The sequence below is a fragment of the Shuttleworthella satelles DSM 14600 genome (genome assembly GCF_000160115.1).
Taxonomy (GTDB): domain Bacteria; phylum Bacillota; class Clostridia; order Lachnospirales; family Lachnospiraceae; genus Shuttleworthia; species Shuttleworthia satelles.
Map to the genome: position 1 here is coordinate 202,668 of NZ_GG665866.1, position 22,385 is coordinate 225,052.

Below are 22,385 nucleotides of genomic sequence, written 5' to 3' on the forward strand. Positions count from 1 at the left end.
TTGATCATTCTCTTCCCCAGATGATCGTTCCCATCTTTCATTATGAAAAAGAGCTTTCTATAGCTCCAACCCATCCTCAGGAATTACGATATCCGCGTGATAGGAATGAATATGATCATAGGCCGTCCTGTGCCAGTCATCTGTCACGCTTCCATCCTCATTTTCGAAGAAAGTAGAATTCATATAGCGGATCAGGACGAATTCGCAGGTCTTCTGGTCAAAGCCATTGCCTCTGCTGAAATCAATGACTTTCCCGGTATTTCTGGCAAGGACAGCCTCCAGAATCGGCAGTGTCAGTTCGTTGACCGGGACTTTCATATCCGGCAGGTCCAAAAATCCTCCCTTATCCTTTGTGTGAACTGTCAGATAACTCAAAGTTCCATTGGTACCGCACTTGACCCGACGGATCTCTGACAGCTTCACCTGATGCTTGGCTCCGATGAGGATACCATCCTTGATAGAAATCTCTTTCTCTGCCAGACTGAATGCAATCTTCATATTGAGACTGTCAAGATTGTCCGGAAAGCTCCGGGGCAATTTGCTCTCCGCATGGGCAATCAGAAGCGATTTGGTCTCCCTCACATTATGACATCCGTCGTCAGCAAGCACATCAGTGTGAATCTCTCCGATATCCTTTCCCTCCGAATCGCGAAAAGTCACCAGGTAATCCCGATTTGAACTACAGTATGTAAGAAGAAAAATAGAACCAAGCTCCGCAAACTTAATGTCGAGAGATTTCTTCCCGTTGGCTGACTGATATCTGACTCCCTCTCCATCAATATGCAGCTGATATTTCCTCTGGATATTGTAAGTAATTCCCCTATTTTCAAAAACTCGCTTCACTGTTCTTCCCCTTCCCGGCCACGGTTTGCCTTTTTCTGTCAGACATAAGCCTCTTGGCATCCATAACCGGTCCGCTCTTGCTTATATCCCTCTAAAATACATCATTCTCAGGAGACTGACTCCCTTCTCTCACATTATATATTCACATTTGACCTCAAATCCAGAACAATTTCCCACTCCCGCAATTCCGGGACAATATTGCTGTCCAGAAGCGACTGAATCAGCCTTTCCACCTCTTCCTGCTTCAGGTGATCCTTCCCATAGATCAAAGTTCCATCGTTTTTCCCCTTACTGCCCGTACCCACTTCAAAATGATACTCTTCTGAGCCATTATCAGAACAGATCTGCACGAAATGACACATGCGATCGCTATCCTCTACTGAAATTGGCGTCGACGGCTTCAGGATCATAAAATCTGCATCGCCCCCTCGTATGGCGCCTAACTGCTCTTTGATCTTCGTCATTGTAACTGCTGTCTGCTCTTCCCCATCTACCTCCAGTGTCCAACCCTCGTGGTTTTCCTCCGGAGAATCCTCTGTTTTGGCATCAGCAAAATCTTCTTCAACATCAATAAAATGAATATAGACCCCGGTCACTTTTCCCGCCGCGTCATAACCGAAATAAGCGGGATAAACACCGTCACCCCAGCCGGAAGCAAAAACCGGCAGATCGCAGTCTGTTCCCGGGACCTTCCAGTGAAACCAATCCCCTGTTTTACTCTGGTACTTCGGATATTGCCTATAACTCTCCTCCAAAAGGTCACAGAAGAGATCATTAAAAGGATCGATGCTATGATCCCTGTCCCATCGCTCTTTCCAGTAGCAATTGAAGGCTCTCTGCGTCGCCAAGTCCGCAATACAGGCCAGGCCGCAGTCAACGCCGAAGCCAAAGAATCCCTCCTCTTGACCTCCGTCATTCTCTGACGTAAGCTTTTCATCTCCTGTCATCGCAAGCTCATAACGGGCCGGCTTCTTTCCACTGACTTCGACCTTGGCACAAGCATAGCGAATTCCGCTGCCGTCGCTGTTACATACAGCGATCCTGACAGGATAGATCCCCGACGGAATCGTCTGTAGATATGGCTTGGCCTCATCAAGGTCAATGCAGGGATCGCAGGCGATGATCCGACCGGTCTCAAACCGCACCATGCCCAGATCCAGGACACCCATATCCGCTTCCCCGATCCTTTTCTTTTTAAAGTAAGACTCCAGGTCGGTTTTGCAGTCAAACCTGCGCCGGATCCGCTCCCATTGGTTCAGCCACTCATTTCCTGAATTCTCTTCTATTGTTTCCGGCGCTTCATTCCCCTTCATCTCATCCCCTTTCGCATCATGATACGATGCACCCGCTTGAGATATATCGCTTTCCGAGGACGTTTCCCCCACAGAGCAAGCCCTCTTTGCCAGAGTTTTGAGACGTCTTTTCCGATAGACCAAACCCATAGTAAGAGGGATCACAAAAAAGGGAAGATACAGTATCACGCCAAACAGGGCAAGGATCTTATATTGTCTTGTCCCATGACTGTTCACAGCAAGTTGATTCGCCGCCTCTGCCATACGGTCAAAAATGATTCCGCCAGTCCAGAGATACACTGCAACGAACTCCACCGCAAGAAGGACGATGAAAATAACCACGGTTCCCCTTGCAACACAACTACAGATTTTCCTTCTTTCTTCAGGGGACAGCTTCTTTGCTTCAGGCACCTCTTTAAACCATTTCTCAGTGCGCTCTTCTTTCGTCATAGCCCCTCTATCCCCCTGTCACGCTCTTCCATGCCCGCATGATACGACGATTGCTTCTTGCTTTCAGATATTTGCCGGATGATCCCCGCCAACTCTCTTTCTCTATCATCATTTCGAAAAGCAATCTATAAGCACGGCCCGCTCTCCATACCGGCTCTTTTGCTATTTGTCTAAAAACTAATCGATTTTCTAAAAAATATTATTTTTTCTTCAAATCAATGTCTATCCTCTGATCCTTCCTGTCATATCGAATCGAAATGTCAAAGCCACCCGCATCTCCATTCCAGGCAGATGCGGCCTGCGTCAAACCATATTTCTTTTGATAGGAATCTATGATCTCCTTTGCTTCCTTCTCATCGGCCTTCACATTCACCATGGCAGATTTTATGTTGTTGTCCTTATCACAAAATACATCATAGGATGTCACCTTCATATCCTCACCGACAATATCCCTCACCTCACCGACTTCCTGCGGCAGTTTAAAAGCAATCAGCGCGCTTCTCTTCGTGAGCTTAATGTCACCGCTGCCATCCTGCATCTCTACCCTTTCCGGTTTTGGATTTAGCTCCATCTGATAAATGGTAAACAAAGACAATGCCAGCAGGATCACCGTCGGGATCAGCAGGATTCTTCTGCCTTCTCTTGTTGCCAAGAGCCTGAAAAACCATTTGTACTTTGTAAGGTTACTCATGTGAAAATCTCCTCCTCTATAACAGGTTACGATACCGGATGGAACATTTCTGATACCCTTGCGGTATTCTTTCTCTGGAATCATCTGTAACATAAAGTCACTTCTTTTCCATATGATTATTATGCCATAATTTTCTCCCGCACAGAATCCGAATGATCGTGGACCGGTATTATGATATTGTGCAATAATATTCGCAAAAATTGAATCGTAGAAAATCATTTGAGACTCACCCAGAATGACTGCGCCAAAACATTCATTCACAAGGGTGAACTCTCCTGGCCCAAAAACAAGATGTCGCAAGTCTTACTGCTTTACGATTTGTTTTATGAAATTTTGATAGGGGGTGCGGACATTTTTTTAGACAACCACACCCAACTCCTTTCTATACTGAAGAGGACTGAGCCATGCTAAGTTCACCCTGATAAGAGTTGTATTTACATCTCCTGCGTATCTTGATAACAAGGGATTCCTCCTTCATGATTCTGTGGACGATCTTTTCAGAAACGATGGTTCCCTTCTGCCTCAGAAGTTGATGGATTTTTCTGTATCCATAAACACACCTGTTGTCCTGAAAAACCTTGATGATTCGGCTCCGCAGTTCGCGGTATTTATCATCTGTCCGTAATGCGGCCTTCTGATAATAATAGCTGCTTCTGGGGATTTCCAACTTAAAGCAGAGTTTTGGCAGTGAGTATTTATTCTTCAGGGCGCCGATGATCACTGCCTTCTCTCTGTTCTTGAGAACCGTCTGATCGACGCCGGGGTCTTTTTTTAAGACATTGATTGTCTCCTTCAGGATATCGATCTCCATCTGCATATCAAGCATTTTTTCTTTCAGATCCTCGATATTGTCCGCCGCCTGAAGAAATGTCAGTGCGACGATAATCTGCTCCTTGGTGTACCGCATCTGTTCTCACAAGGGTATCATGGTGTCCAGGTTTTTGTCCGCACCCCCAAGCACATTCAAAAAATTGTGTTTTCATTCGCCTATAGGATCGTAATCTGCCGGAACCGGTGCAACGATACTCACAAAAACTATATCCTCTGTTCCTGTGTTCTTTGCGCCGTGACATGCACCTTTAGGGGAAACGATAACCTGTCCTTTTTTTAATGGAATCTCTTTATCCGGTTCGGGATAGAATATACCTTCTCCCTGTAAAATGATTCAGATATCATCAGAATTGTGGTGACGGTGCTTCTGCAGGGTCTGTCCCGGTTTAATCACCCACACCGACCCTCCTGTAGATTCTGTTTGGTAAAACGGTGTTTTCTTTGCAGTCTCCTTGTCTTCCTGTTTTACCAAGTCCATTTCATAGATTCTTTTTTCTTCCATTGCTATATACCTCCTTGTATTGATTTTTGGTTATTCTTACTCAAAGAGCTTCCGATACTCCCCATACCCTTGTTCTTCCAGTTCATCATAGGGAATGAACCGAAGTGCGGCGGAATTGATGCAATAACGCAGCCCGCCGGACTCGCGGGGACCATCATTGAACACGTGACCCAGATGGGAATCCGCGCCGCTGCTGCGTATTTCTGTCCGGACCATTCCATGGGAAGTGTCCACGGTCTCTGTGACAGCATCTTCCGCGATCGGCCTGGTGAACGCCGGCCAGCCACACCCGGAATTATACTTGTCCATGGACGTGAAGAGCGGTTCGCCGCTTACAATATCTATGTAGAGGCCCTTTTCAAAGAAGTCGTCATATTCACCGGTGAAGGCGTATTCCGTGGCAGCGTGCTGCGTTACCTCGTAGGCCAGGTCGCCGATCCTCGCCCGCAGCTCCTCTTCGGATTCTTTCGCGCTGTTTTGCTGAAGATCAAAGTAGCTGCTCGGGATATGACAGTAGCCGCCGGGATTCTTGTCCAGATACTTCTGGTGACACTCCTCTGCGGAGAAGAAGTTTTCCAGCGGGAGCAGTTCAACTGCCAGCCTGGCTCCGGCTTTCTCTTCCTCCGCCCGATAAACCGTCTCGATCTCCGGAAGCTGGCCTTCTTCCGTATAATAGATCCCCGTCCTGTACTGGATGCCCCGGTCATTGCCCTGTTTGTTGACGGAGAGCGGATCAATCACCATAAAGTAGTAATTCAGCAGATCAGTCAGGGAAATGACCGAAGGATCATAATCGATCCGCACTGTCTCGGCATGCCCGCTGCTGTTACAGACGTCCTGATAGCTCGGAGCCTCGTCCGGCCCGTTTGCATAACCTACTTCTGTTCGGATTACGCCGTCAAACTGATCGAAGAACTTCTGCGTTCCCCAGAAGCATCCGCCTGCAAGATAGATTGTTTTCATGTTTTCCGGTATCTCCATAGTGGTTTCTCCTGTCACGATCTCTCCGGGCCAGGTGTTGATCCCTCCGAATTCGCAGATGTTGGTATATCCCATGTCCGCAAGCTTTTGCGCTGCCTGCTTGGACCTGTTCCCGCTCCGGCAGTAAATCAAGATGATCTGATCCAGATCCGGGAGTTCTTTCGGCCGCTCCGCTTCAATGCTCTCATTCGGGATTAGAATTGCGCCGGGAATATGGCCTGCATCGTATTCATCCTGTCTGCGTACATCTACAATCACATGCCCGTCATCCCGGGCCATCATCTGCTTTGCCGTCTCTTGATCGATCTGATGATAGCTCGCGCCCTCTTGCACCAAACTGGCAGTATTTTCAGAACAACCAGTCAGAAGAAAAATGGTCAACAAAATCAAAAACAACGGTCCTGGATCACCTATGCGCCATTCTTCCACTATTGCTCTCGTCTTTTTCATTCTATGTTACCTCGTTAAATCCCGAGTTATCGGAATCAATCCTTTCACGCTTCCCGCACGCACTCGGTATAAAGCATGCTGATGCGGGCGGACATCAGTTTTGCATTGACAACGCGCCAGCCGTTCTCCGACAAAAACGCCTGATACTCCTCGGCATTCCACTGATGCTCGAATTTAACCCCGGCAATCACAAGGATCTTTGACCACAGCCTGCTGCCGAGACTGGCTCCATGACCGACAAAGGTCGGCGCAATGAGGATGCCCTTCGGCCGCAGCACACGGTCGATCTCTTTCAGTGCTTTTTCCGGCTCCGGCATGACATGAAGCGCGTTCGCGATCAGCACCACATCAAAGGAGTTATCCTCATAGGGAAGCGCCTTCGCATCCGCCACTTCAAATGTCAGGTTGTCCGGGCAGGACTTCTTTTTCGCCTCGCGGATCATACCGTCCGAATAATCCGTTGCGATCATCTTTTTTGCTGCCGGGGCCACATGTCTTGCGAGAAGACCTGGTCCGGTCGCAATCTCGAGCACCTCTTTGTCTTTAATGACCTTCGGAATGCGGGAATACATGAGTTTATATGTCTTCTCATCCGAGCGCATCGCCAGTTCATAGATAGGTGCGTACAGATCCCAGATTTTCTTCTTCATATCACTTTTCCTCTCCAGCCAGTTTCATGGCACAAATCAGATACATGAGCGCCCACCCGTCTGTAATAGCAGGGTGGGTGCATTTTGTATTCATCGTAATTCATGAATCATTGCTGCAAACATTTCCGGCTTCAGCAGAACCAGTCCCCCATGCCCCAGCTTCGGAAGCACTTTAAATTCTGTCTGATCGAAAATGCGTTTCATATAAGCAATGTCCGCTTTCCGTTCTTTTTCTTCTCCGTCCGCATACCAGTAATGAATTTTTGTATTCAATGGTGGAATTGGTGAGGGGATCTTATAATTGTTGCAGGAGTCAAACGTACGCCACAGGGTTTTACTGCTGCTGCTCTTCAGAACATCCGCCACATACTGAAGATCCTCCTCAGAATATTCATCAGTTGCAAATGCTTTTCTGAGAAGCTTCATACCTCCGGCCCTTCCGATCATCATCATAAGATAATCCTTCAAAGCAATAAAACGCGTCACGATCCATGGCAGCTCATAGGGTGTAATCCCGCCGTCCATAATACAATGCCGGATCGGAATCTGCTGCCTCAGCATGGCCATGAGCGCCACGGAGCCACCCATAGAGCATCCGTATACAGCATAAACTTCCGTAAGCCCTTCTTCTTTGAGCCAGAGATTCAATTCCCATGCGATCTGCTCCACACTCGTGAAATCGCTTTTCTCTTCTTCGTCGTAGCCCGGAAGTGCCGGAACAATCAGATGATAGTCCCTTTCCAACAACGGAATCACCCGTTCAAAATAGTCCCACCGCACGACGGACGGATGGATCAGGACTATGATTTCTTTATTTTCTTTTCCAAATTCATGTATGGTCATTTTCAGCGTCTCCTGTAAAACATTTTACATGTGCAGCCAGTCCATGATCTCCCGTCTGAGATCTGTTATTGTCTGCCTGCATTCCCCGGGATATTTCCTTCCGACCCGAAAGTACTTATTGTAACCGGTATCAAAAGGCAACAGTATATGCAAAGCATACCGGTACACCAGCTTTTTATGCGGATGCTTAAACGGATGCTTTTCCAGTCTGTCTATGATCTCATCGCATGCCTGTGCCGATGGCCAAAGTGAATCCTCTAATGCTCCGCAGACCAGAACCGGGCCATTGATCTTTTCGATGGGGATCATGCTCTCATCCCCGGCATTCCGGTAAGCCTCCTCATAGGCAAAGCGAAAGGTCAATTCCCTTGCTCGTATGCTTTTCAATACCGCTCTCCATCCGGGTACTTTCGCATAGGCGTAAGGCAACTCGTCTCCTTTGAACGTCCACGAGGATGCTTTCACCCATGATATTCCCGGGCCGATCCCCATATTCACCCGTGATGAAGGTGACAGGGCGGTAACACCATTGATCTCTTCAGAATAAGAGGCCGCCGCCTCTGACATGGTAAACTTGTACGGCATGCCGCCCCCGCCCAGAACAAGCAGCGCTTTGCTGTCGAAATTATTTTTGTCCAGACAATAGAGATGGCCGTAAAAACCGTCCTTATCTACCGTAAAGCTTTGCGTCCATTGATCCTTATGCTTCACTATCATTTCACCTCATGGTCCCGCCGCTTATTCACAGTCGGATGCATGTTATTGCTTTTCAGGTAACAGGGGCAGTCCTTATCGTGGTCATTGATGATCCCGCAGGCCTGCAGATGGGAATAAATCGTGACCGGCCCGACATGCTTGACGCTTTCAGTTTTACCAGTTTCACACTGCTCTTCACCTTCTGATTCATTTCGACATACTGGGACTTATAGTTCTTTTAATTCTAAAAATTGCCCTACAATCACATAGTTTTGAAGATCCTCTTTGCTTAACCCTCTCGTGATAAACAAATCATCATAAATCGGAATAGACTTACTTACATCTTCACTTTCAATATGAAAAAACCCTGTTTTTAAATCAATACCAACATAAATGTCACCATTAAGTGTATAGGCAACAATATCATTTATATTACCTGCATTTTCATAAAAATGTTCCTTTGAGTTTAAATGTACAACTTTCTTAAATTTTTCATTGTCATAATTTTGTGTAGGATATTTATCTTGAAAATATGTGTTTAAATCGCTCCCACTTATTCTATTTGGTTTAAGGAACTTAGATTTCTTTTCATATAATTCTTTCCAAAATCTTAACTTCTTTTCATCCACTTTGGATGTAATCATGGCATAAAACACCTCCACAAATTACGATTTATCCATCTGCACCCCCTGCCTGTGAAATGCACCCCCTAAAATGGATTTGCACCCCCTTGATTTTCAGGCAGCAGGGCAATCGCTGAATTGTATCAAATCCTCGACATTAATTTCTATCGTAGTAGTGTCTTTGATACAAAGCCTATCTGTAGTTTTCAGGCAAGAGAGGCGTGAAAAAGCTTGAAATAAAAGCGTGTTCGCTCCGCGAGATATGCCCGCCGCCGCGACCGAAGTCTTGCGGGATGCCAGTCTTGTTCTGTAAGCTGTCTGTGCCATCGCCATTTTTGCACCCTCCTTCCTATTATATTTCTACTATCGCTGAAATGTATGGCTATCGCTGAAAAGTGTGTAAACGCTGAAAGGTATAATAGCCTCCTGCGATTATTTCCCAATCAACACTGCAAACTCCGAGTCGAATTTCTTCATGCGGTTCTCCTGATTGAAGAAGTGAAGTCCCCATATCTTGTAATCGTTGTCATCCACAAAAATGGTGGCTGGTACAGCCTCTGTTTTTAGCTGGAGCAGGAATTTTTCTTTAAAGTCTGCCACAAAGTCCTTGCTGTCAGCGATCTTTGCCGCTTTGAAAAGCACAACCGGTTTTATGCTGAAACGGTGATCCTGAAACACTTTCAGTCGATATTGACTCAGGACAAGAGCCTGCAAAGCCCGCTCCATTATCGTCAAATCTGAGCGTAGCGTGATGATATCCTTTGAGTATCTGTCGTTCCTGTCATGAAAGGATTCATAAGAAACGCAGAGATAGATAGAAAAAAGAGCCGGAGTGCGGCATTCGGGTTTTGCAGATGGTTTGCGATGTAGTCCGTAATTTCGTTCAGGTCTTCCTCAAAGAGAGGAATAAATGACAGCTTATACTTTTACGTGTTCATTAATCCTGCTCCTTGCTCTGCCAAAAACTTCTGATGCAGAGTATCGGACAGAAGTTTGTTCTGCAGCAGCATCAGCCTCATCCAGTTTCTGTTCGATGTCATCTGTGAGTGCGGAGTACTGCTCAACACTCATAAGAACCATCGTTCCGTAACCATTCTTGGTAAGAAACACAGGCGCATTGGAATTAATAACCGTTTCTTCAATCTCCGGGAATTTATTTCTGAGATCCGAGACGGGTCGAATGTTAATCATAGGACCCTCCTATCTATCGCTTGTTTCTCTCATGCAGTTCCCTGCGCAAGGTCTCCACATCCTCCGCCATCTCCAGGATATCGTCACCTAACATTTCATATAAGTCATAGGAAATCGGATCAGCTGTAAAATCCGCAAGAGCATTGTCCATTTTGTCATATTCCTCTGCGCTGGCAGTGATTCGAATATAGCGGGATGGCGTATCTTCACTTTCAAACAGATCGTGGAGATTTACACCGCCACTGATATTGCACTCTAACAGGATGGCGGCAAGATCGGTTATGACGTCTATTGCAAAATGAAAATCCATCTCCATACCAAGGGAGTGCATGAAACATAGAGGCTCTGCGGTCCGGTGAAAATCCCAATTTTGCTTGTTCAAACCAATCTTATGAAAGATTTCACCAAGGGAAATCTCCTCTTTCTTCTGGTCTTCCAAAAATGCCACAAGATTCAAGCTGTCATCGGAACCGCCAATAAAGTTGTCCCAGTATTTATCAATATACATATGTGATCTCTCCTCCAGGGGCTTTCTTTACTGAACTTGATTTTATTGAAGTCCTGTCATTTCACTTATGCACAGAGGAAAAATCAAGCATCTTTTATTTTGAGGTAATTATAGAACTGTTCATGCAGCTGTCGCATTTCGTCGGGCGCTTTTACAGCGTGCTGGTACATAAAATCAGCAATCTCATTTGCTGTCCCCCGATCAGCTCAAATTTTTATTCCTAAAATAGGATATCAGACTTCACTATAGACATAAACGCAATTTTTTCGCGTTCTCTGCCTGTAAATTCTCTACTATTGGCTTGGATAAAAGTAAAACCTTATAAGAATAGTAGTAGAAACTATAGAACAGATCGTCCGGAAAGAGATTATCGTCCCCGTATCTTTCTGCATCCGCTTCCTCGTCATATTCCTCCGACCACAGATACTCCTCCTTGAGCATATCAGAAAAATGCGGGAGTGGATCGTCGTGATGATATTCAAAGGAGTCACAAATAGACTCTGCAATATACAGAAAGAGTTCCAGCAGCTCATCAAAGAGTATTGCTGCAATATCATTTGTCTCCCTTTGTTCATATGCCTTTCGAAAAATCCGAAGAAGAAATACCATTGCAAAAGGTGTTGCATGTAATAAAGTGCTCTGGTGTTCTATATTTATGGCTATCTCCTCCCCGTCGCACATCACATCATCCAAATTATCCATTCGGGATAGGGTGTTGAGGTACTTGGGAAAATCCGTCGCCCTGCCGTATATCGTAGGCAGTCTGTTCCAGGGAATATCACTGATCTCTATGCTTTCTATATATTTTCTTGTCTCTTCATCAACCGTTCTCAATTCGTAATCTCCTTGTATTTCAGGAATTGTTCATTTGCCTCCAATAGTTTTTCATAATACTCATCATAACTCTTACTAAATTTTCTTATCAGCGGGATTGCAATTTCATAATAATTATTGTCCTGCATATATTTTTGCAGTTTCTCCTGTATATGCCCCCATATACTATTCTGATACTGTTCACTATGTTTATAAGTTTCATATTGCATAATAAATGTTTCGTTCTCTTTCATCCATTCTTCAACGTTTCCAATAAGCTTAACCTTATCTTCGCTGATTTTTTCTAGAGCGTACATGTCAAAAGGCGAACTTGCTTCATCAACAAATTTTTGCTCTTCTTCACTCAGTTCAAAAGGGGCAAGATTATCTAAATATGAAACATATTTTTTAAATGCCCCTTCTCCGTCCTCAGACAGGGGTTCATCAAAAAACGGTTTATATGCAGCAAAAAACAAATGTCCAAAAAAACCAGGAAATGCTCTTTCCAGTCTCTCATAAATAGATTCTTCCGCCTCCATCAATGCAATTTTTTCTTTGACATATTCCTGTCCTTCTCCCCTTATTATGAGTTCAAGTAGCTCTTTTCTTTTCTCATCATTTTCTAATTGATGTTGCTTTTTCCTTAATACAGAAGCTAGTGAATTATCCGCAGATGATAGGTATTTCTCTATATCCGATACACTGACACCCAGTTTTCTTAAAATTGATACCTTCATTAGAATATCCAAATCTTTTTCACTGTAATCTCGGTATCCATTTTCTGATTTTATAGGCTTAAGAAGCCCCTTATCCTCATAATATTCAATTGCCTTTCTTGTCAAAGCTGTTTTCATTTGAATTTCATTTCTCAACATAGCCTGCTACCTCCTTCACTTTAGAAGATAACATGGTCCCCAGCGGGCAGGTCAACTTCGTGATGCTCCTATCTTCCCAAAGTGCATCTTTCTATGTTCTTTTTAGCAATTTACTATCAAATGACTTTTCTTTTGGAAATCCCCTATAGACTCTTTTTATAATTCTCATTCTCATCTTGTCTTCCAGCACCTTTTTAACGATAGCTACTGGGCAAATCTTTTATTTCAATATACGGTTGCTTTGAAGAATGCCCTTTGATTATTTCTTCATGAAGTTCCTGAAAGATGCTGTCTTCATCAATCACCATCTTCTATTCATAGATACCATATCACAATCCCGCAGTTGTCTGGAATAAGGAATCCACACATTGGCCGGCCAGGAGTGATGATTGAACTTCGCGGGATTCCAAGAACCGTATCCAGCCGATATAAATAAATATACCATTTGGGCAGAAAAACACCCCCTTCAAAAAAGGAGAAAGTTCCATCAAAGAAACTCTCTCCCCTTTATCTTCTCGTTAGTAACAGTCCCAACTATATAAGCACTCGGTGAAGTCCAGATTATGCAATTGCTCTTTTGTCGCAAAGAAATTTCCTACGCCGCAGTCGCCCCACAAGATGTAATAGTCGTCAGTTCCAAACTCGGAATCCAGCTGGAACAGCAACTCGGTGTAATCTTGAAAATCCTCATAACATCTAGGATCTTCCTGTGTGAAATGGCCGTAGCCACCTATCTGCGTGTGATTCGAAATATCAAGTTCTTCTATAATATAATCAACATCTTCATCGTTGACATCGTATGTCTCATAACCTACTTCCGTCTGCCGGTCAGCAATATACTCATTCAACTTCTCAACGAAAAGTTCTTCAAATCTGAAGTCGTTCGGCATAACCCACTGGCTAGTTTTTTCAAATGACATGGCAAATGGCGCACCATCATTAATCGGAGTGATAAGCTCGTCCTCTTTCTTATCCTCCTGCGGTTTATACATCTCTGTCAGTTCCTCTTCAGTAAAATGTTCTCCTATCGCCGGGTAGTAAATAACCCTTTTCTTCCTATCTGAGGTGGGCTTTCTGTAGTCGTTACCTAGATTGTAATCTCCACCAAAGATCCAAAACTGCACGATGCCCTTAGATGGGTAAATGCTGTTTTCAGGCAGCTCCTCGCAGTTTATCTGCGCCAAATACATCAGCTGCTCACCCCTATCGGTAGTAGGGATGGCCTCAGTCTTCGGCAAGTAGAACCAACCTGCAACATTGCTGCTTGTCAGAGGAGTCTTCGTTTTAGAAATCAGTTTAATCTTTATGGTTTCTCTGTTCTCGATCTTCTTAAATTCTTCGATGAATGTTTTTACTGTCATAGAATATCCTTTCTTATTATCACTGCGATTTAGTACACTTCGCAAACCACTTCTGGATTATCTTGAAATTCATCGTTAAAGCTAACTAGCAGATACAGTTCACCTGCTGGAGATTCTCCCACATAGTAACCTAATGCAAATGCATCGTAGCACCCGCTCTTATCGAACATTACGTCAGTCAGCGAGATACATTCGACATTCTCTTTTGGAAATTTTTCCTTTATAAGGCTAAGCGCCTTATCGTCTAGCTCAGTGATTTTGGCGGCCAGTCTTTTCATAAATACGTCCGGGACGGATTTTACATCCTTTTCGCTGTATCCAGAGAAGCTAAAATGCAACTCCTTATCGTACTTGCGGCTTAAAAAGTATATTCCTGCCGGTGAGCTTTCCCATGATTTGCCCTGCCAGAGGGCGAGGAGTTGTTGCTTGTTCATGATGGGTTCCTTTAGGATTATTTCACTATGCTATCGCATTCCAGATTTCCGAGCCTTCATTACTGAACCATTTTTTCTGTCGGCAGCGCTTACCACACTTTGGGCATTTTGTATAGCCTGCCTTTATATTGCCATAATGCCTATTTCCTCATATTTTTTCTTTAGCAGTTCCGTATCCTCCGTAATCGGTCAAAGGTTTTTATCCTTGATTGGTGGAATTATAAAAAAAGTATCCCCCATCTTTATTCTCGCGTAAAGTATTCCATCTTTATAAGAATATCCTTCAAACGGAGGATAGCCATCTAAGGTCTTGAGTACTTCATCCGGCAAACAGCTAAAATCATAATCTCTTAAAGCAGCTGACCCTATTAACCGCTCGGTCATTTTTGTCCTTATTTCATTTTCATACTTTGCACAAAACTCGTCCTGATTCAATCCATAAAGGTCAACATCCCCTTCATCGATTTTATAATACCTGTCATATCCGGCAATCCAGGCAATAAAAACACTCAGCAGATATTCTTTAAGCTCCGGACAATAGCCTATTTTGAAAAAATATTCTCCATTGACTTTTGGGTTTTCTATGGTTATTTTTCCTATATACATTCTTGGATCAATCCCGGTATTACAAATTATAGTTTTCTTATCTGAATTTGATTTTCTCATCGTTTGTTTCAAAAATCTACAAGATACATGAAATAAATATATTCTCGCTTTGATATTGTAAGGAAATACAGTACATATTTGTGGTGTGCATGACGGGAGGATTTCTAAATGTATAATTTATTTCTCGACACGATACACCATATCTCCGCTATTCCAAATGTACATAATTGCTGACACCGGAGCCTTTCCATCTTCCCAAAGCCATCCCGTATATGTTGTCGTGTTACCAAAATAGCCTTCTTTGATTATTTCAAACTCCGAGCCTGCATACTCATCCATAAATTGCTGTAATTCAATAGCTTTTCCGTTAAAGCAGCCTCCACCCAAAGTTTTATTAAATATCAGTACATTGCATAGGTCCACATCACAATTTTTAAAGCACACTTCACCCGGAAATGCTTTTTCTTCACCATCCACAAGTTGGAATATTTTATGTACTTTTAATGTCAAAGTCTTGTTGTGATATTTTATCTTATTCACCCTACTGTCATGAAGGCTGAAAAGTATGTTGCTGTTTCTATCATGTATATAATCCATATTATTCCTCATAAGATCAAATCGACAAAATAGGATTTACATATAAATCAGAGTTGCTATTCCTCTCTATTCCCCCAAATGTATTTATGTGGAGCACACCACCCGCATATACAATCTAAGAGATCTGCAATCCACTCTTTAGACAAGCCATCCTCTAAACTGTTGTGATATTTTAAAAGTAGCTTGTATGCCTGCCCTTGTTCAATGCCTAAATCCTTTATTTTAATCAAATTATCATATCCCTGCTCGTGACGGGCATCATAATTCTCCTCTGTAATATTAGTAGAAAGTTGCTTTATTTGATTAAATAATTCATCAGATAAGCTCATTATTTTTCACCTTAAAGATCTAGTTGTCTAACTGCTTTTTTACTTATTCTTTTTCCCGCTTTTCAGCGGTATTTTAGGACAAAACCCAACAGGCATCAGGCTTACCTGCGGGCTAGAAAATGTATCTCATCGGAATCACTTGTGTTTTAAAACTGCTCTCCTTTTTCAATAAAGGAAATGATATTCTTGTGAAAAATCCCATTTCTTTTTTGCAGCAGGCGGTCCAACGTCATCACATACTTCGGAAAAGAATCCCTGATCTGTTCTAAAGGCCTGTATTCCCGTTCTTCTGTAAGATTTATGCCATTCTCATCAACGTTTCCGTTATCAATATATCTGGCCACCTGAACGTAGGAATAATCCATATTTATATCTCTTAAAATGAAATCCACTTCAAGTTTTCCTATCCTCCCGACACTAATGGCGTAGCCGCGGGACTTCGCATAATTGTATATGATGTTCTCCAATACCGGACCATATTCGATCCTGTTATCCGTATTATTGGCAAAATAGAAACTCAAGTCTGATAAGTAGTACTTTTCCTCGCCGCGCAAACTCTTCCTGCTCTTCATGTCAAATCGCGAACACTTGCTGACAATCTTTGCATTTTCCAGGATAGAGAGGTAATTATATACCGTTTCCTTTCGAACAGTCATTTTCGTCGTACTTTCAAGATATTCACATAGACTTTTTATTGACATCGTTGCGCCAAAATTGTTGATAATGTACGTTTGAATCGTCGTAAACAGAAGCCTGTTTTTTATTCTTTTGTTCTTGCGAATGTCCTTTTCATAAATCTCATCAATAACGCTTTTGGTATAAAGTCTTTTATCGGCGAAGGAATCGAGTCTTACAGCAAACGGAAATCCGCCTTCCAGCATATATTTGTCAAATTCATCCTCCGGATTGGCTGCAATTTCCTTCCCATAAAATTTTTTCATCTCCAAATATTCATCAAATGTCAGCGTTGACATCTCGTACTCTATGTAGCGCCCGGTCAGTTTTGTGGCGAGTTCTCCTGATAAAAGATAGCTGTTGCTGCCTGTAATAAAGATAGAGTAGTCGCCTTCCTCACGATACGCATTTATAGATTCCTCAAAGTCCCTGACATTTTGGATTTCATCCAGGAACAGATATTTAAGTCCGTTTACATTCTGGCATTTCTCATCTATGACCGCTTCCAGAGCCTCCACTGTCCTGATCCGCTTATATGGTCTTCTATCCAAATGGATCTCCACTATATTTTCATCAGGAATCCCCTTCTCTCTTAATTCAGTGACGATCATTTCAAGTAGAGAAGATTTTCCGCAGCGGCGTACACCGGTTATCACCTTAATGATTTCTCCCTCATCATAAAAGCTACGTATTTTTCCCAGATACCTGTCCCTGAAATATAGCCTTGACATTTCGCACCTCCCTCGTGTGATGTAATATATTATATGCGTCTAAACCGAACTTGTAAGCAAATATTTTCATTTAGTTCGGTTTAGACACCAATTTAATCATGCTTTTCCATCACTTTCAAGAGAATACCTGCATGTGTTGTTTTGTTTAAATCATCCACGAAATACAAAATTTATCATTCCAAATATTGTTTTTACAACACTTATGCTCAATGTCACTAATTCTGACGTTTATATGTCTCCTTTTGATCAATTATTTTCTTAATATATTCCAGGTCTTGACGTATTGTAGATATACCACTAATTACATACCCCTTATATCAGATATTGTATCCAGAAAAGCTTTCTACCTGCTCTACTAGATCTAAAATAAGCTCCGAAAAGCTCTCTGAAATTTCCTCAAGGTCAGCATAGTCATTGTTAAATCCACGCACTTTGCCGCTTTCCAGGTCTATAAATACGATGCTTCCATCGCCTAAGCCTCCGATAGGAAATGCCGGGCCGTGTTCACATTCGCTCATATACTCCTCGTATGCCTCTTCAAAGATTGTGTAATTTCCCTCCAGCTCCCTCAAGTCAAAAATCCATGGTTCTGCCAAATAGCAACCGCCTAGGTTAAGTAATAGCCAGCGGTACTCTGATGGTATGGAGGCATAATTTGCTTCAAACTTTTTTATATTCTCCTCTGGCTCTGGTCGGATAGCTTCTGTGAACACGCTTGCTTCGTAAGCCGCCTTAATTCTGTCACGGTGTTTCCCAAAATCAACATTGCACATTTTGATCTCCTAGTAACTCACAAGTCCCTCAGATCTTGGCTCACTTGCGAAATTGTACAGCTCGCTCATTATTCACCGTGAATCCAACCGCAATAATCATTTGAAGATTATAATGCTTTGTATCTCGAGTCACCTGACGTGAACCTTCGATTTGAACTATCCGGAAATTCCAGATAGTTGCATCTTCCTCAAGCTCTGAGTCGGAATAAATCTTGATGCTTTTGCGAGTTTAATATAGTTCTCCAAAGAATTTACATTCTTCTCAATTGGATTCATAGCATTGATGCAAGATTGATCTACTGCTGTTCTTTAATGTAGGTATGCCGCTTTTGTCATCTTCCGCATTCTAGAGAAGAAACTTGATGAGAAGTATAACTGTGAAGAGATCATTAATACGCTCCGATCGATGATGATGTATCGTCATGGAGAAAAGAGAGGATATCTGCCCACCTATTTCGATTGGGCTATTTTATGATAGCAGCCAATCGGCCACATCAATAATCTGTATTCCTTCATAATCTGTCATCCCATGTCTGGTTCTGGCGAGAAGCAGCTTCGGATAAACATCCTTTATCTGCAACAATGAGCTAACTTCTCTTTCAAAAGTATTTTCACCCGATATATTCTCAGAAACCTGGATGTACAGCTTCTCACTGCGTCTGATCGCGACAAAATCAATTTCCTTCTGATATAATCTCCCGGCATACACTTCATATCCCCGGCGCATAAGTTCTATCGCCACAATGTTCTCAATCACCCTGCCGTAATCCATATTTCTTGTTCCTAATTTAGCATAACGGAATGTGTGATCGCTGAGATAATATTTATCATTGGATGTTAGATATTTCTTTCCACGGATGTCATATCTGCGGACTTTATAGAATGCGAATGCATTGCAAAGATACTGCATATATGCGTTCACTGTTTTATGATTTATTTTGTCCTTATTGCCAGATAGGGTGTCTGCAATGCTTCTTGCCGATGAAAGGTTTGATATGTTATCCATCATATATTCTGATATCCGATCCATGAGAGGAACATTCCGGATCTTATATTTTTGCCTGATATCTCTGACAATCAGAGTGTTATAGATATCCGCGATATAATCAAACTTCGCTTCCTGCTTGCGGTAGAGATAAGAACCTGACATACCGCCTTCAATAATGTATCTATCAAATGCATCATAGACATTATCCAGTCCATAGTATTTCACAAATTCGGCGAATGAAAACGGATAGAGTTTAACCTCAAATGTCCGGCCGGTAAACAATGTAGCAAGATCTGAACTCAGCAAAAATGCGTTTGACCCGGTAATATATATGTCGTACCGTTCCGATGCATGCAGCCCATTAACCGCTTTTTCAAAGTCCTCGCACATCTGTACTTCATCAATCATCACATAGTTTGACGTTCCATCCTGGTACTTGTCTGAAATGTAATCATACAATGCGCGATACGTCAGCAGCTGATCGTATTCCGGGAGGTTGAAATTCACATGGATGATGTTCGCTTCCGGCTCATTCTTCTGCACATAGGATATGAAAGTCTCCAGCAGCTTGGATTTTCCGCAGCGCCTTACACCTGTTATGACCTTTATATCAGGGGTACCTTTTGTCTCGACGAGTTTTTCAAGATAATCGTTCCGTTCTATAAGCTTCATCTCTCTTCACCTCGCCGTTATTATATCATTTCTATTTCCCATTTTCAATTTATTTTTTATTTTGGGAGATAGAATTCATTTCTGCTTCTTGGATCTGTATTTCGTGCCTTTTCGTCTTACGCCTTCTTCTGTTACTTCCAAATTACTGCGAGCCGCCATCTCAAGCTGGACTGCCTCAAACTTTTCTTTGGATATGATTCCGGTATGGTGATCTCCGATCATATAACGCCTTTCAGAATTTCCGGAATCCGCTATTGCGACATCGTCGGTATATTGCATATTTGTGAGAATCGTTTCTATCGTGTGTTTGCTCCAGAGAACCTTATCCTTCGGTGTTTTTATATTTCGCACTTCCAGTCTCCGTTTTATTCCTATGATGCTTGCCCCTTCCAGATACCAGTCAAATATACTGCGGACAATTTGAGCTTTCTCCTCATCAATTGCCAACATTCCGTTTTTATCTTTATAGTAGCCATAACAGGGACGACTGTATCATCCCGACTGACCGCTTGCCGCTCTTTTCTTAAGTCCCCACCTGATATTCTCGCTGCGCCATTCATTTTCTGACTGCTCACAGGCTTCTATCACGATAACGTAAAATAAATTTCGCAAATTCAATTAAATAGACGAAGCCGCGGCTCAGAAAGCCAAGGCAGTCGCTGATCGCTTGAAGGAACTGAAACTATCCAGAGCTGCCGAGATCGTCGAAAACGGCGTTGATGAGACGCTTGCCTATATGTACTTCCCAAGCCAGCATTGGCTTCGAATCCGGACGAACAACACGATTGAACGCGTCAATCGCGAGATTAAACGTAGGACCAGGGCAATCGGAGCCTTTCCTGACGGCCAAAGCGCGTTAATGCTCGTCTGCGCCAGACTGCGTCATGTAGCCGGATCTGCCTGGGGAAGCAAACGATACCTGAACATGCAGCATTTATTCGATCAGGAGCTTCAAGCTGAAACTGGTCGCGAAGCTGCCGTTTAACTTGTGCACAGCCGATGTCAAATGAATTTGCGAAAGATTATTGACACAACCATAGATTCGGCGAAAAACCAATCACACCTTAAGAGGAGTAGCGCCATGTCTATTGTACCATCTGTGTCCGACAATGAGCAGGAAATTTCAAATTCCATCACCAGACCAAAAATGAAAAAATGCTACTCTCCTTATACCGTAATTAATCAATACTGATTCACGAATCCTTTGCCTGGTATTCTTCCCTTCACAGATCCCTGCCAAGTTTGATCTCGTGGCCGATCTCTGCGGCCAGATCCGTCAAAAGCTGCATTTTATCTGCCGCCGCAGGGAAGAGCAAGTAGGAGTCGCTGTCGATATCGAGTCCGGCAACCACAAAGCCGGCCTCTTCCCAGTGCTCGTCCAGAGCTTTGCACCAGGTTGGGATATCTGCCTCAGGCTCCAGCCAGTCCTCCTCCAAAGGCAGGGAGAAATGCTCCGCCAGTTCCTGCATTTGCCCAAGGAACTCCTCTTTGTCTTCCTTCCAGTCCAGCTCAAGCATTTCGCCGGCCTCTAAAAACTCGTCAACCAGGCCGAAGAAGAGGATTTCATCAAGGGGTGCATCCCTGTCGATTTCACGCTCCGCAAAGCGATCGGCCTTCTCGACCACATATTCATAGGGATTATGAAAGGCCCATTTGAGTTCCTTCTGTAGGGATATCTTCGCTGTCATGGCATTGGTCAGCCTTTGGTAGGCTTCCGGATTTACCGGATTGCGCCAGCACATGACCGGATTCCAGGCAGCCAGATCCGGCGCCTGATTCTCATCCAGCAAACGCATGAAGATCTCCAGAGTCTCCTCAGCGCTGACACCGTCCTTGCCGTAGATAATGGTGTCGTCTGGATTCTTCTGATCCTGCGTGCTGATCTCCAGATGAAGGGCAGAGGAATCCTCCTCCCGGATCGCCTGGATAAAAGTCCCGACACGGCCGCGGACACTGACAGGAAAAGACTCTTTTGCTGTTAGAATCAAAAACTCCTCCGTGCCTCTGCAGACATCCTCAAGCCCCTTTTCCAGCGCCTTCTTGCGAAATCCGACTCTGGCCCCCTCACCCGTGTCCATGGACCAGTCGCTGTACTTCTTTTCAATAAATCCAAACAGAGCCATTTCCTCACCTCCTGAAAGCAGCCATAGGGTCTCTTATGAAAAAGAGAGAGCAGGCCTCTCGACTTGCTCTCTCCCATCTTATCTGAACCGACTCTCGATCAGCTGCTGCACCTGACCCAGGGGAATGTTATTAATAATTCCGTAAACGGACATTCCAAGCAGCAATAATGCCAGGAGAATCCCCAAGAAATACAAAATGAGGTTATGAACCTTCGCTCTTTTAATGACTAGCATGACAAAGCTATAGATCAAGAAGGCGATTACAATAACAGCTATAATATAATTTGGCAACATGCTCATGACACTTCACCCTTAGCGGCAGAACCTGCCCCAGAAAGCCACCCATCCGCTGTGCTCATTTCTCTGATCAACATAGGTAAAGGTCTCCTCGTCATACCAGTCAAGATTCACGATATCGCCAATCGTCTCCGGAACAAAGAAGTTGAAAAACTCCTTCTTAATGGCGCTTCCATACTGTAAATAGTAAGAACCTACCATCTTTATGAAGTTGGTCTTCTTCACCTCATTCGGTCTGTAGATATGCACCTCACCCGACTGGTTCAAATCAGGGCTTACCTCAAGGAATGCCAGGCTTAAGTCACTCTCTCTGTAACCGACAATAAAACTTCTGTACTTATAGGAAACCGTACGAAGGACTGCAAAGTTGGCGCCGCGAACATCCTCGGAGTATGCATATACCAGTTTATAGTCTGCACCGGACTCCACATTCTTATCGAAGATTTCGCGCATCTTGGCCTTGTTTCCATCACTTCTGGCCTGATCTAAAGGTACTTCCTTTTTCCCCAGAAACATATCAAACAGTCCCATTTTACTCCTCCTGTTCATTTACGATGCTT

Annotated in this window: 29 protein-coding genes and 2 pseudogenes; 1 reads left to right on the forward strand and 30 read right to left on the reverse strand. The window is 43.5% G+C overall.

What is annotated here, in order from left to right:
* Positions 1-57: 57 nt before the first annotated feature.
* The 28 genes and pseudogenes from GCWU000342_RS00945 to GCWU000342_RS01065 all read right to left on the reverse strand — a co-directional run bounded on the left by GCWU000342_RS00945 (position 58) and on the right by GCWU000342_RS01065 (position 19,855).
* Positions 58-843 (reverse strand): hypothetical protein, encoded by a 786-nt coding sequence (locus GCWU000342_RS00945; RefSeq protein ID WP_045000074.1) that lies wholly within the window; start codon positions 841-843, stop codon positions 58-60.
* Positions 844-977: 134 nt separating this feature from the next.
* On the reverse strand, positions 978-2,156 hold the full coding sequence (locus tag GCWU000342_RS00950; RefSeq protein WP_083790741.1) for a DUF4241 domain-containing protein: 1,179 nt from the start codon (positions 2,154-2,156) through the stop codon (positions 978-980).
* A gap of 628 nt (positions 2,157-2,784) precedes the next feature.
* On the reverse strand, positions 2,785-3,369 hold the full coding sequence (locus GCWU000342_RS00955; protein WP_242649956.1) for a hypothetical protein: 585 nt from the start codon (positions 3,367-3,369) through the stop codon (positions 2,785-2,787).
* 289 nt (positions 3,370-3,658) lie between these two features.
* A complete protein-coding gene (locus GCWU000342_RS00960; protein WP_006905287.1) occupies positions 3,659-4,183 on the reverse strand; it encodes an IS3 family transposase in 525 nt (174 codons plus the stop codon).
* Positions 4,184-4,255: 72 nt separating this feature from the next.
* Positions 4,256-4,441: a cupin domain-containing protein gene (locus GCWU000342_RS10950; protein ID WP_334290459.1), complete on the reverse strand. Its 186-nt coding sequence runs from the start codon at positions 4,439-4,441 to the stop codon at positions 4,256-4,258.
* Positions 4,442-4,609, reverse strand: coding sequence for a cupin domain-containing protein (locus GCWU000342_RS10725; protein ID WP_006905288.1), 168 nt, complete (start codon positions 4,607-4,609; stop codon positions 4,442-4,444). It abuts the gene before it with no gap.
* Positions 4,610-4,645: 36 nt separating this feature from the next.
* The gene (gene msrB / locus GCWU000342_RS00970; protein ID WP_242649986.1) at positions 4,646-5,923 is read right to left on the reverse strand and encodes a peptide-methionine (R)-S-oxide reductase MsrB; all 1,278 of its coding nucleotides are present in this window, start codon (positions 5,921-5,923) and stop codon (positions 4,646-4,648) included.
* 161 nt (positions 5,924-6,084) lie between these two features.
* On the reverse strand, positions 6,085-6,690 hold the full coding sequence (locus GCWU000342_RS00975; RefSeq protein ID WP_006905290.1) for a class I SAM-dependent methyltransferase: 606 nt from the start codon (positions 6,688-6,690) through the stop codon (positions 6,085-6,087).
* 90 nt (positions 6,691-6,780) lie between these two features.
* Positions 6,781-7,533: an alpha/beta fold hydrolase gene (locus tag GCWU000342_RS00980; RefSeq protein WP_006905291.1), complete on the reverse strand. Its 753-nt coding sequence runs from the start codon at positions 7,531-7,533 to the stop codon at positions 6,781-6,783.
* 24 nt (positions 7,534-7,557) lie between these two features.
* Positions 7,558-8,250 (reverse strand): acyl-CoA thioester hydrolase/BAAT C-terminal domain-containing protein, encoded by a 693-nt coding sequence (locus GCWU000342_RS00985; protein ID WP_006905292.1) that lies wholly within the window; start codon positions 8,248-8,250, stop codon positions 7,558-7,560.
* Positions 8,247-8,393, reverse strand: a pseudogene (locus tag GCWU000342_RS10955) (DNA-3-methyladenine glycosylase I); the annotation flags it as partial. The pseudogene GCWU000342_RS10955 and the gene GCWU000342_RS00985, both read right to left, overlap by 4 nt.
* A gap of 63 nt (positions 8,394-8,456) precedes the next feature.
* Complete coding sequence (locus GCWU000342_RS00990; protein WP_006905294.1) at positions 8,457-8,873, reverse strand: hypothetical protein; 417 nt, start codon at positions 8,871-8,873, stop codon at positions 8,457-8,459.
* Between the two features lie 93 nt (positions 8,874-8,966).
* A complete protein-coding gene (locus tag GCWU000342_RS00995) occupies positions 8,967-9,185 on the reverse strand; it encodes a hypothetical protein (protein WP_006905295.1) in 219 nt (72 codons plus the stop codon).
* 99 nt (positions 9,186-9,284) lie between these two features.
* The gene (locus GCWU000342_RS10675) at positions 9,285-9,566 is read right to left on the reverse strand and encodes a hypothetical protein (RefSeq protein ID WP_207635016.1); all 282 of its coding nucleotides are present in this window, start codon (positions 9,564-9,566) and stop codon (positions 9,285-9,287) included.
* 204 nt (positions 9,567-9,770) lie between these two features.
* Positions 9,771-10,043 (reverse strand): type II toxin-antitoxin system Phd/YefM family antitoxin, encoded by a 273-nt coding sequence (locus GCWU000342_RS01005; protein ID WP_006905297.1) that lies wholly within the window; start codon positions 10,041-10,043, stop codon positions 9,771-9,773.
* A 13-nt stretch (positions 10,044-10,056) separates the two neighbouring features.
* A complete protein-coding gene (locus tag GCWU000342_RS01010; protein ID WP_006905298.1) occupies positions 10,057-10,551 on the reverse strand; it encodes an imm68 putative immunity domain-containing protein in 495 nt (164 codons plus the stop codon).
* A 243-nt stretch (positions 10,552-10,794) separates the two neighbouring features.
* Complete coding sequence (locus GCWU000342_RS01015) at positions 10,795-11,385, reverse strand: hypothetical protein (RefSeq protein ID WP_006905300.1); 591 nt, start codon at positions 11,383-11,385, stop codon at positions 10,795-10,797.
* Positions 11,382-12,239, reverse strand: coding sequence for a MerR family transcriptional regulator (locus GCWU000342_RS01020; RefSeq protein ID WP_006905301.1), 858 nt, complete (start codon positions 12,237-12,239; stop codon positions 11,382-11,384). Before GCWU000342_RS01020 ends, GCWU000342_RS01015 begins: the two co-directional genes overlap by 4 nt.
* Positions 12,240-12,757: 518 nt before the next feature.
* Positions 12,758-13,600: a YwqG family protein gene (locus GCWU000342_RS01025; protein WP_006905302.1), complete on the reverse strand. Its 843-nt coding sequence runs from the start codon at positions 13,598-13,600 to the stop codon at positions 12,758-12,760.
* 29 nt (positions 13,601-13,629) lie between these two features.
* Positions 13,630-14,034: a hypothetical protein gene (locus GCWU000342_RS01030; RefSeq protein ID WP_006905303.1), complete on the reverse strand. Its 405-nt coding sequence runs from the start codon at positions 14,032-14,034 to the stop codon at positions 13,630-13,632.
* A gap of 189 nt (positions 14,035-14,223) precedes the next feature.
* Positions 14,224-14,700 carry a hypothetical protein gene (locus GCWU000342_RS01035; protein WP_242649957.1) on the reverse strand — a complete coding sequence of 159 codons (477 nt, stop codon included), beginning with the start codon at positions 14,698-14,700 and terminating at the stop codon, positions 14,224-14,226.
* A 117-nt stretch (positions 14,701-14,817) separates the two neighbouring features.
* Positions 14,818-15,237, reverse strand: coding sequence for a hypothetical protein (locus GCWU000342_RS01040; RefSeq protein ID WP_045000076.1), 420 nt, complete (start codon positions 15,235-15,237; stop codon positions 14,818-14,820).
* 56 nt (positions 15,238-15,293) lie between these two features.
* Positions 15,294-15,566: a hypothetical protein gene (locus GCWU000342_RS01045; protein WP_006905306.1), complete on the reverse strand. Its 273-nt coding sequence runs from the start codon at positions 15,564-15,566 to the stop codon at positions 15,294-15,296.
* Positions 15,567-15,712: 146 nt separating this feature from the next.
* On the reverse strand, positions 15,713-16,972 hold the full coding sequence (locus GCWU000342_RS01050; protein ID WP_006905307.1) for an ATP-binding protein: 1,260 nt from the start codon (positions 16,970-16,972) through the stop codon (positions 15,713-15,715).
* A gap of 317 nt (positions 16,973-17,289) precedes the next feature.
* On the reverse strand, positions 17,290-17,745 hold the full coding sequence (locus GCWU000342_RS01055) for an SMI1/KNR4 family protein (protein WP_006905309.1): 456 nt from the start codon (positions 17,743-17,745) through the stop codon (positions 17,290-17,292).
* Positions 17,746-17,785: 40 nt separating this feature from the next.
* Positions 17,786-17,962, reverse strand: a complete 177-nt coding sequence (gene rhuM, locus GCWU000342_RS10105; protein ID WP_330360271.1) for a RhuM family protein — start codon at positions 17,960-17,962, stop codon at positions 17,786-17,788.
* Between the two features lie 252 nt (positions 17,963-18,214).
* Positions 18,215-19,405, reverse strand: coding sequence for an ATP-binding protein (locus GCWU000342_RS01060; protein ID WP_006905311.1), 1,191 nt, complete (start codon positions 19,403-19,405; stop codon positions 18,215-18,217).
* Between the two features lie 75 nt (positions 19,406-19,480).
* On the reverse strand, positions 19,481-19,855 hold the full coding sequence (locus tag GCWU000342_RS01065; protein WP_006905312.1) for a recombinase family protein: 375 nt from the start codon (positions 19,853-19,855) through the stop codon (positions 19,481-19,483).
* 181 nt (positions 19,856-20,036) lie between these two features.
* Here GCWU000342_RS01065 and GCWU000342_RS01070 point away from each other — a divergent pair.
* Positions 20,037-20,390, forward strand: a pseudogene (locus GCWU000342_RS01070) (transposase); the annotation flags it as partial.
* A 238-nt stretch (positions 20,391-20,628) separates the two neighbouring features.
* Here GCWU000342_RS01070 and GCWU000342_RS01075 read toward each other — a convergent pair.
* Complete coding sequence (locus tag GCWU000342_RS01075; RefSeq protein WP_006905314.1) at positions 20,629-21,528, reverse strand: DUF6630 family protein; 900 nt, start codon at positions 21,526-21,528, stop codon at positions 20,629-20,631.
* 312 nt (positions 21,529-21,840) lie between these two features.
* The gene (locus GCWU000342_RS01085; RefSeq protein WP_045000078.1) at positions 21,841-22,356 is read right to left on the reverse strand and encodes a hypothetical protein; all 516 of its coding nucleotides are present in this window, start codon (positions 22,354-22,356) and stop codon (positions 21,841-21,843) included.
* Positions 22,357-22,385 lie beyond the last annotated feature (29 nt).

Bases quoted from the DNA above. Each gene is read 5' to 3' on its own strand.
- GCWU000342_RS00950 (WP_083790741.1), bottom strand. From the start codon at position 2,156: ATGAAGGGGAATGAAGCGCCGGAAACAATAGAAGAGAATTCAGGAAAT.
- GCWU000342_RS00955 (WP_242649956.1), bottom strand. From the start codon at position 3,369: ATGTTACAGATGATTCCAGAGAAAGAATACCGCAAGGGTATCAGAAAT.
- GCWU000342_RS00960 (WP_006905287.1), bottom strand. From the start codon at position 4,183: ATGCGGTACACCAAGGAGCAGATTATCGTCGCACTGACATTTCTTCAG.
- GCWU000342_RS10725 (WP_006905288.1), bottom strand. From the start codon at position 4,609: ATGGAAGAAAAAAGAATCTATGAAATGGACTTGGTAAAACAGGAAGAC.
- GCWU000342_RS00975 (WP_006905290.1), bottom strand. From the start codon at position 6,690: ATGAAGAAGAAAATCTGGGATCTGTACGCACCTATCTATGAACTGGCG.
- GCWU000342_RS00980 (WP_006905291.1), bottom strand. From the start codon at position 7,533: ATGACCATACATGAATTTGGAAAAGAAAATAAAGAAATCATAGTCCTG.
- GCWU000342_RS00985 (WP_006905292.1), bottom strand. From the start codon at position 8,250: ATGATAGTGAAGCATAAGGATCAATGGACGCAAAGCTTTACGGTAGAT.
- GCWU000342_RS00990 (WP_006905294.1), bottom strand. From the start codon at position 8,873: ATGATTACATCCAAAGTGGATGAAAAGAAGTTAAGATTTTGGAAAGAA.
- GCWU000342_RS00995 (WP_006905295.1), bottom strand. From the start codon at position 9,185: ATGGCGATGGCACAGACAGCTTACAGAACAAGACTGGCATCCCGCAAG.
- GCWU000342_RS01005 (WP_006905297.1), bottom strand. From the start codon at position 10,043: ATGATTAACATTCGACCCGTCTCGGATCTCAGAAATAAATTCCCGGAG.
- GCWU000342_RS01010 (WP_006905298.1), bottom strand. From the start codon at position 10,551: ATGTATATTGATAAATACTGGGACAACTTTATTGGCGGTTCCGATGAC.
- GCWU000342_RS01020 (WP_006905301.1), bottom strand. From the start codon at position 12,239: ATGTTGAGAAATGAAATTCAAATGAAAACAGCTTTGACAAGAAAGGCA.
- GCWU000342_RS01025 (WP_006905302.1), bottom strand. From the start codon at position 13,600: ATGACAGTAAAAACATTCATCGAAGAATTTAAGAAGATCGAGAACAGA.
- GCWU000342_RS01030 (WP_006905303.1), bottom strand. From the start codon at position 14,034: ATGAACAAGCAACAACTCCTCGCCCTCTGGCAGGGCAAATCATGGGAA.
- GCWU000342_RS01035 (WP_242649957.1), bottom strand. From the start codon at position 14,700: ATGAGAAAATCAAATTCAGATAAGAAAACTATAATTTGTAATACCGGG.
- GCWU000342_RS01040 (WP_045000076.1), bottom strand. From the start codon at position 15,237: ATGGATTATATACATGATAGAAACAGCAACATACTTTTCAGCCTTCAT.
- GCWU000342_RS01045 (WP_006905306.1), bottom strand. From the start codon at position 15,566: ATGAGCTTATCTGATGAATTATTTAATCAAATAAAGCAACTTTCTACT.
- GCWU000342_RS01050 (WP_006905307.1), bottom strand. From the start codon at position 16,972: ATGTCAAGGCTATATTTCAGGGACAGGTATCTGGGAAAAATACGTAGC.
- GCWU000342_RS01055 (WP_006905309.1), bottom strand. From the start codon at position 17,745: ATGTGCAATGTTGATTTTGGGAAACACCGTGACAGAATTAAGGCGGCT.
- GCWU000342_RS01060 (WP_006905311.1), bottom strand. From the start codon at position 19,405: ATGAAGCTTATAGAACGGAACGATTATCTTGAAAAACTCGTCGAGACA.
- GCWU000342_RS01065 (WP_006905312.1), bottom strand. From the start codon at position 19,855: ATGTTGGCAATTGATGAGGAGAAAGCTCAAATTGTCCGCAGTATATTT.
- GCWU000342_RS01075 (WP_006905314.1), bottom strand. From the start codon at position 21,528: ATGGCTCTGTTTGGATTTATTGAAAAGAAGTACAGCGACTGGTCCATG.
- GCWU000342_RS01085 (WP_045000078.1), bottom strand. From the start codon at position 22,356: ATGGGACTGTTTGATATGTTTCTGGGGAAAAAGGAAGTACCTTTAGAT.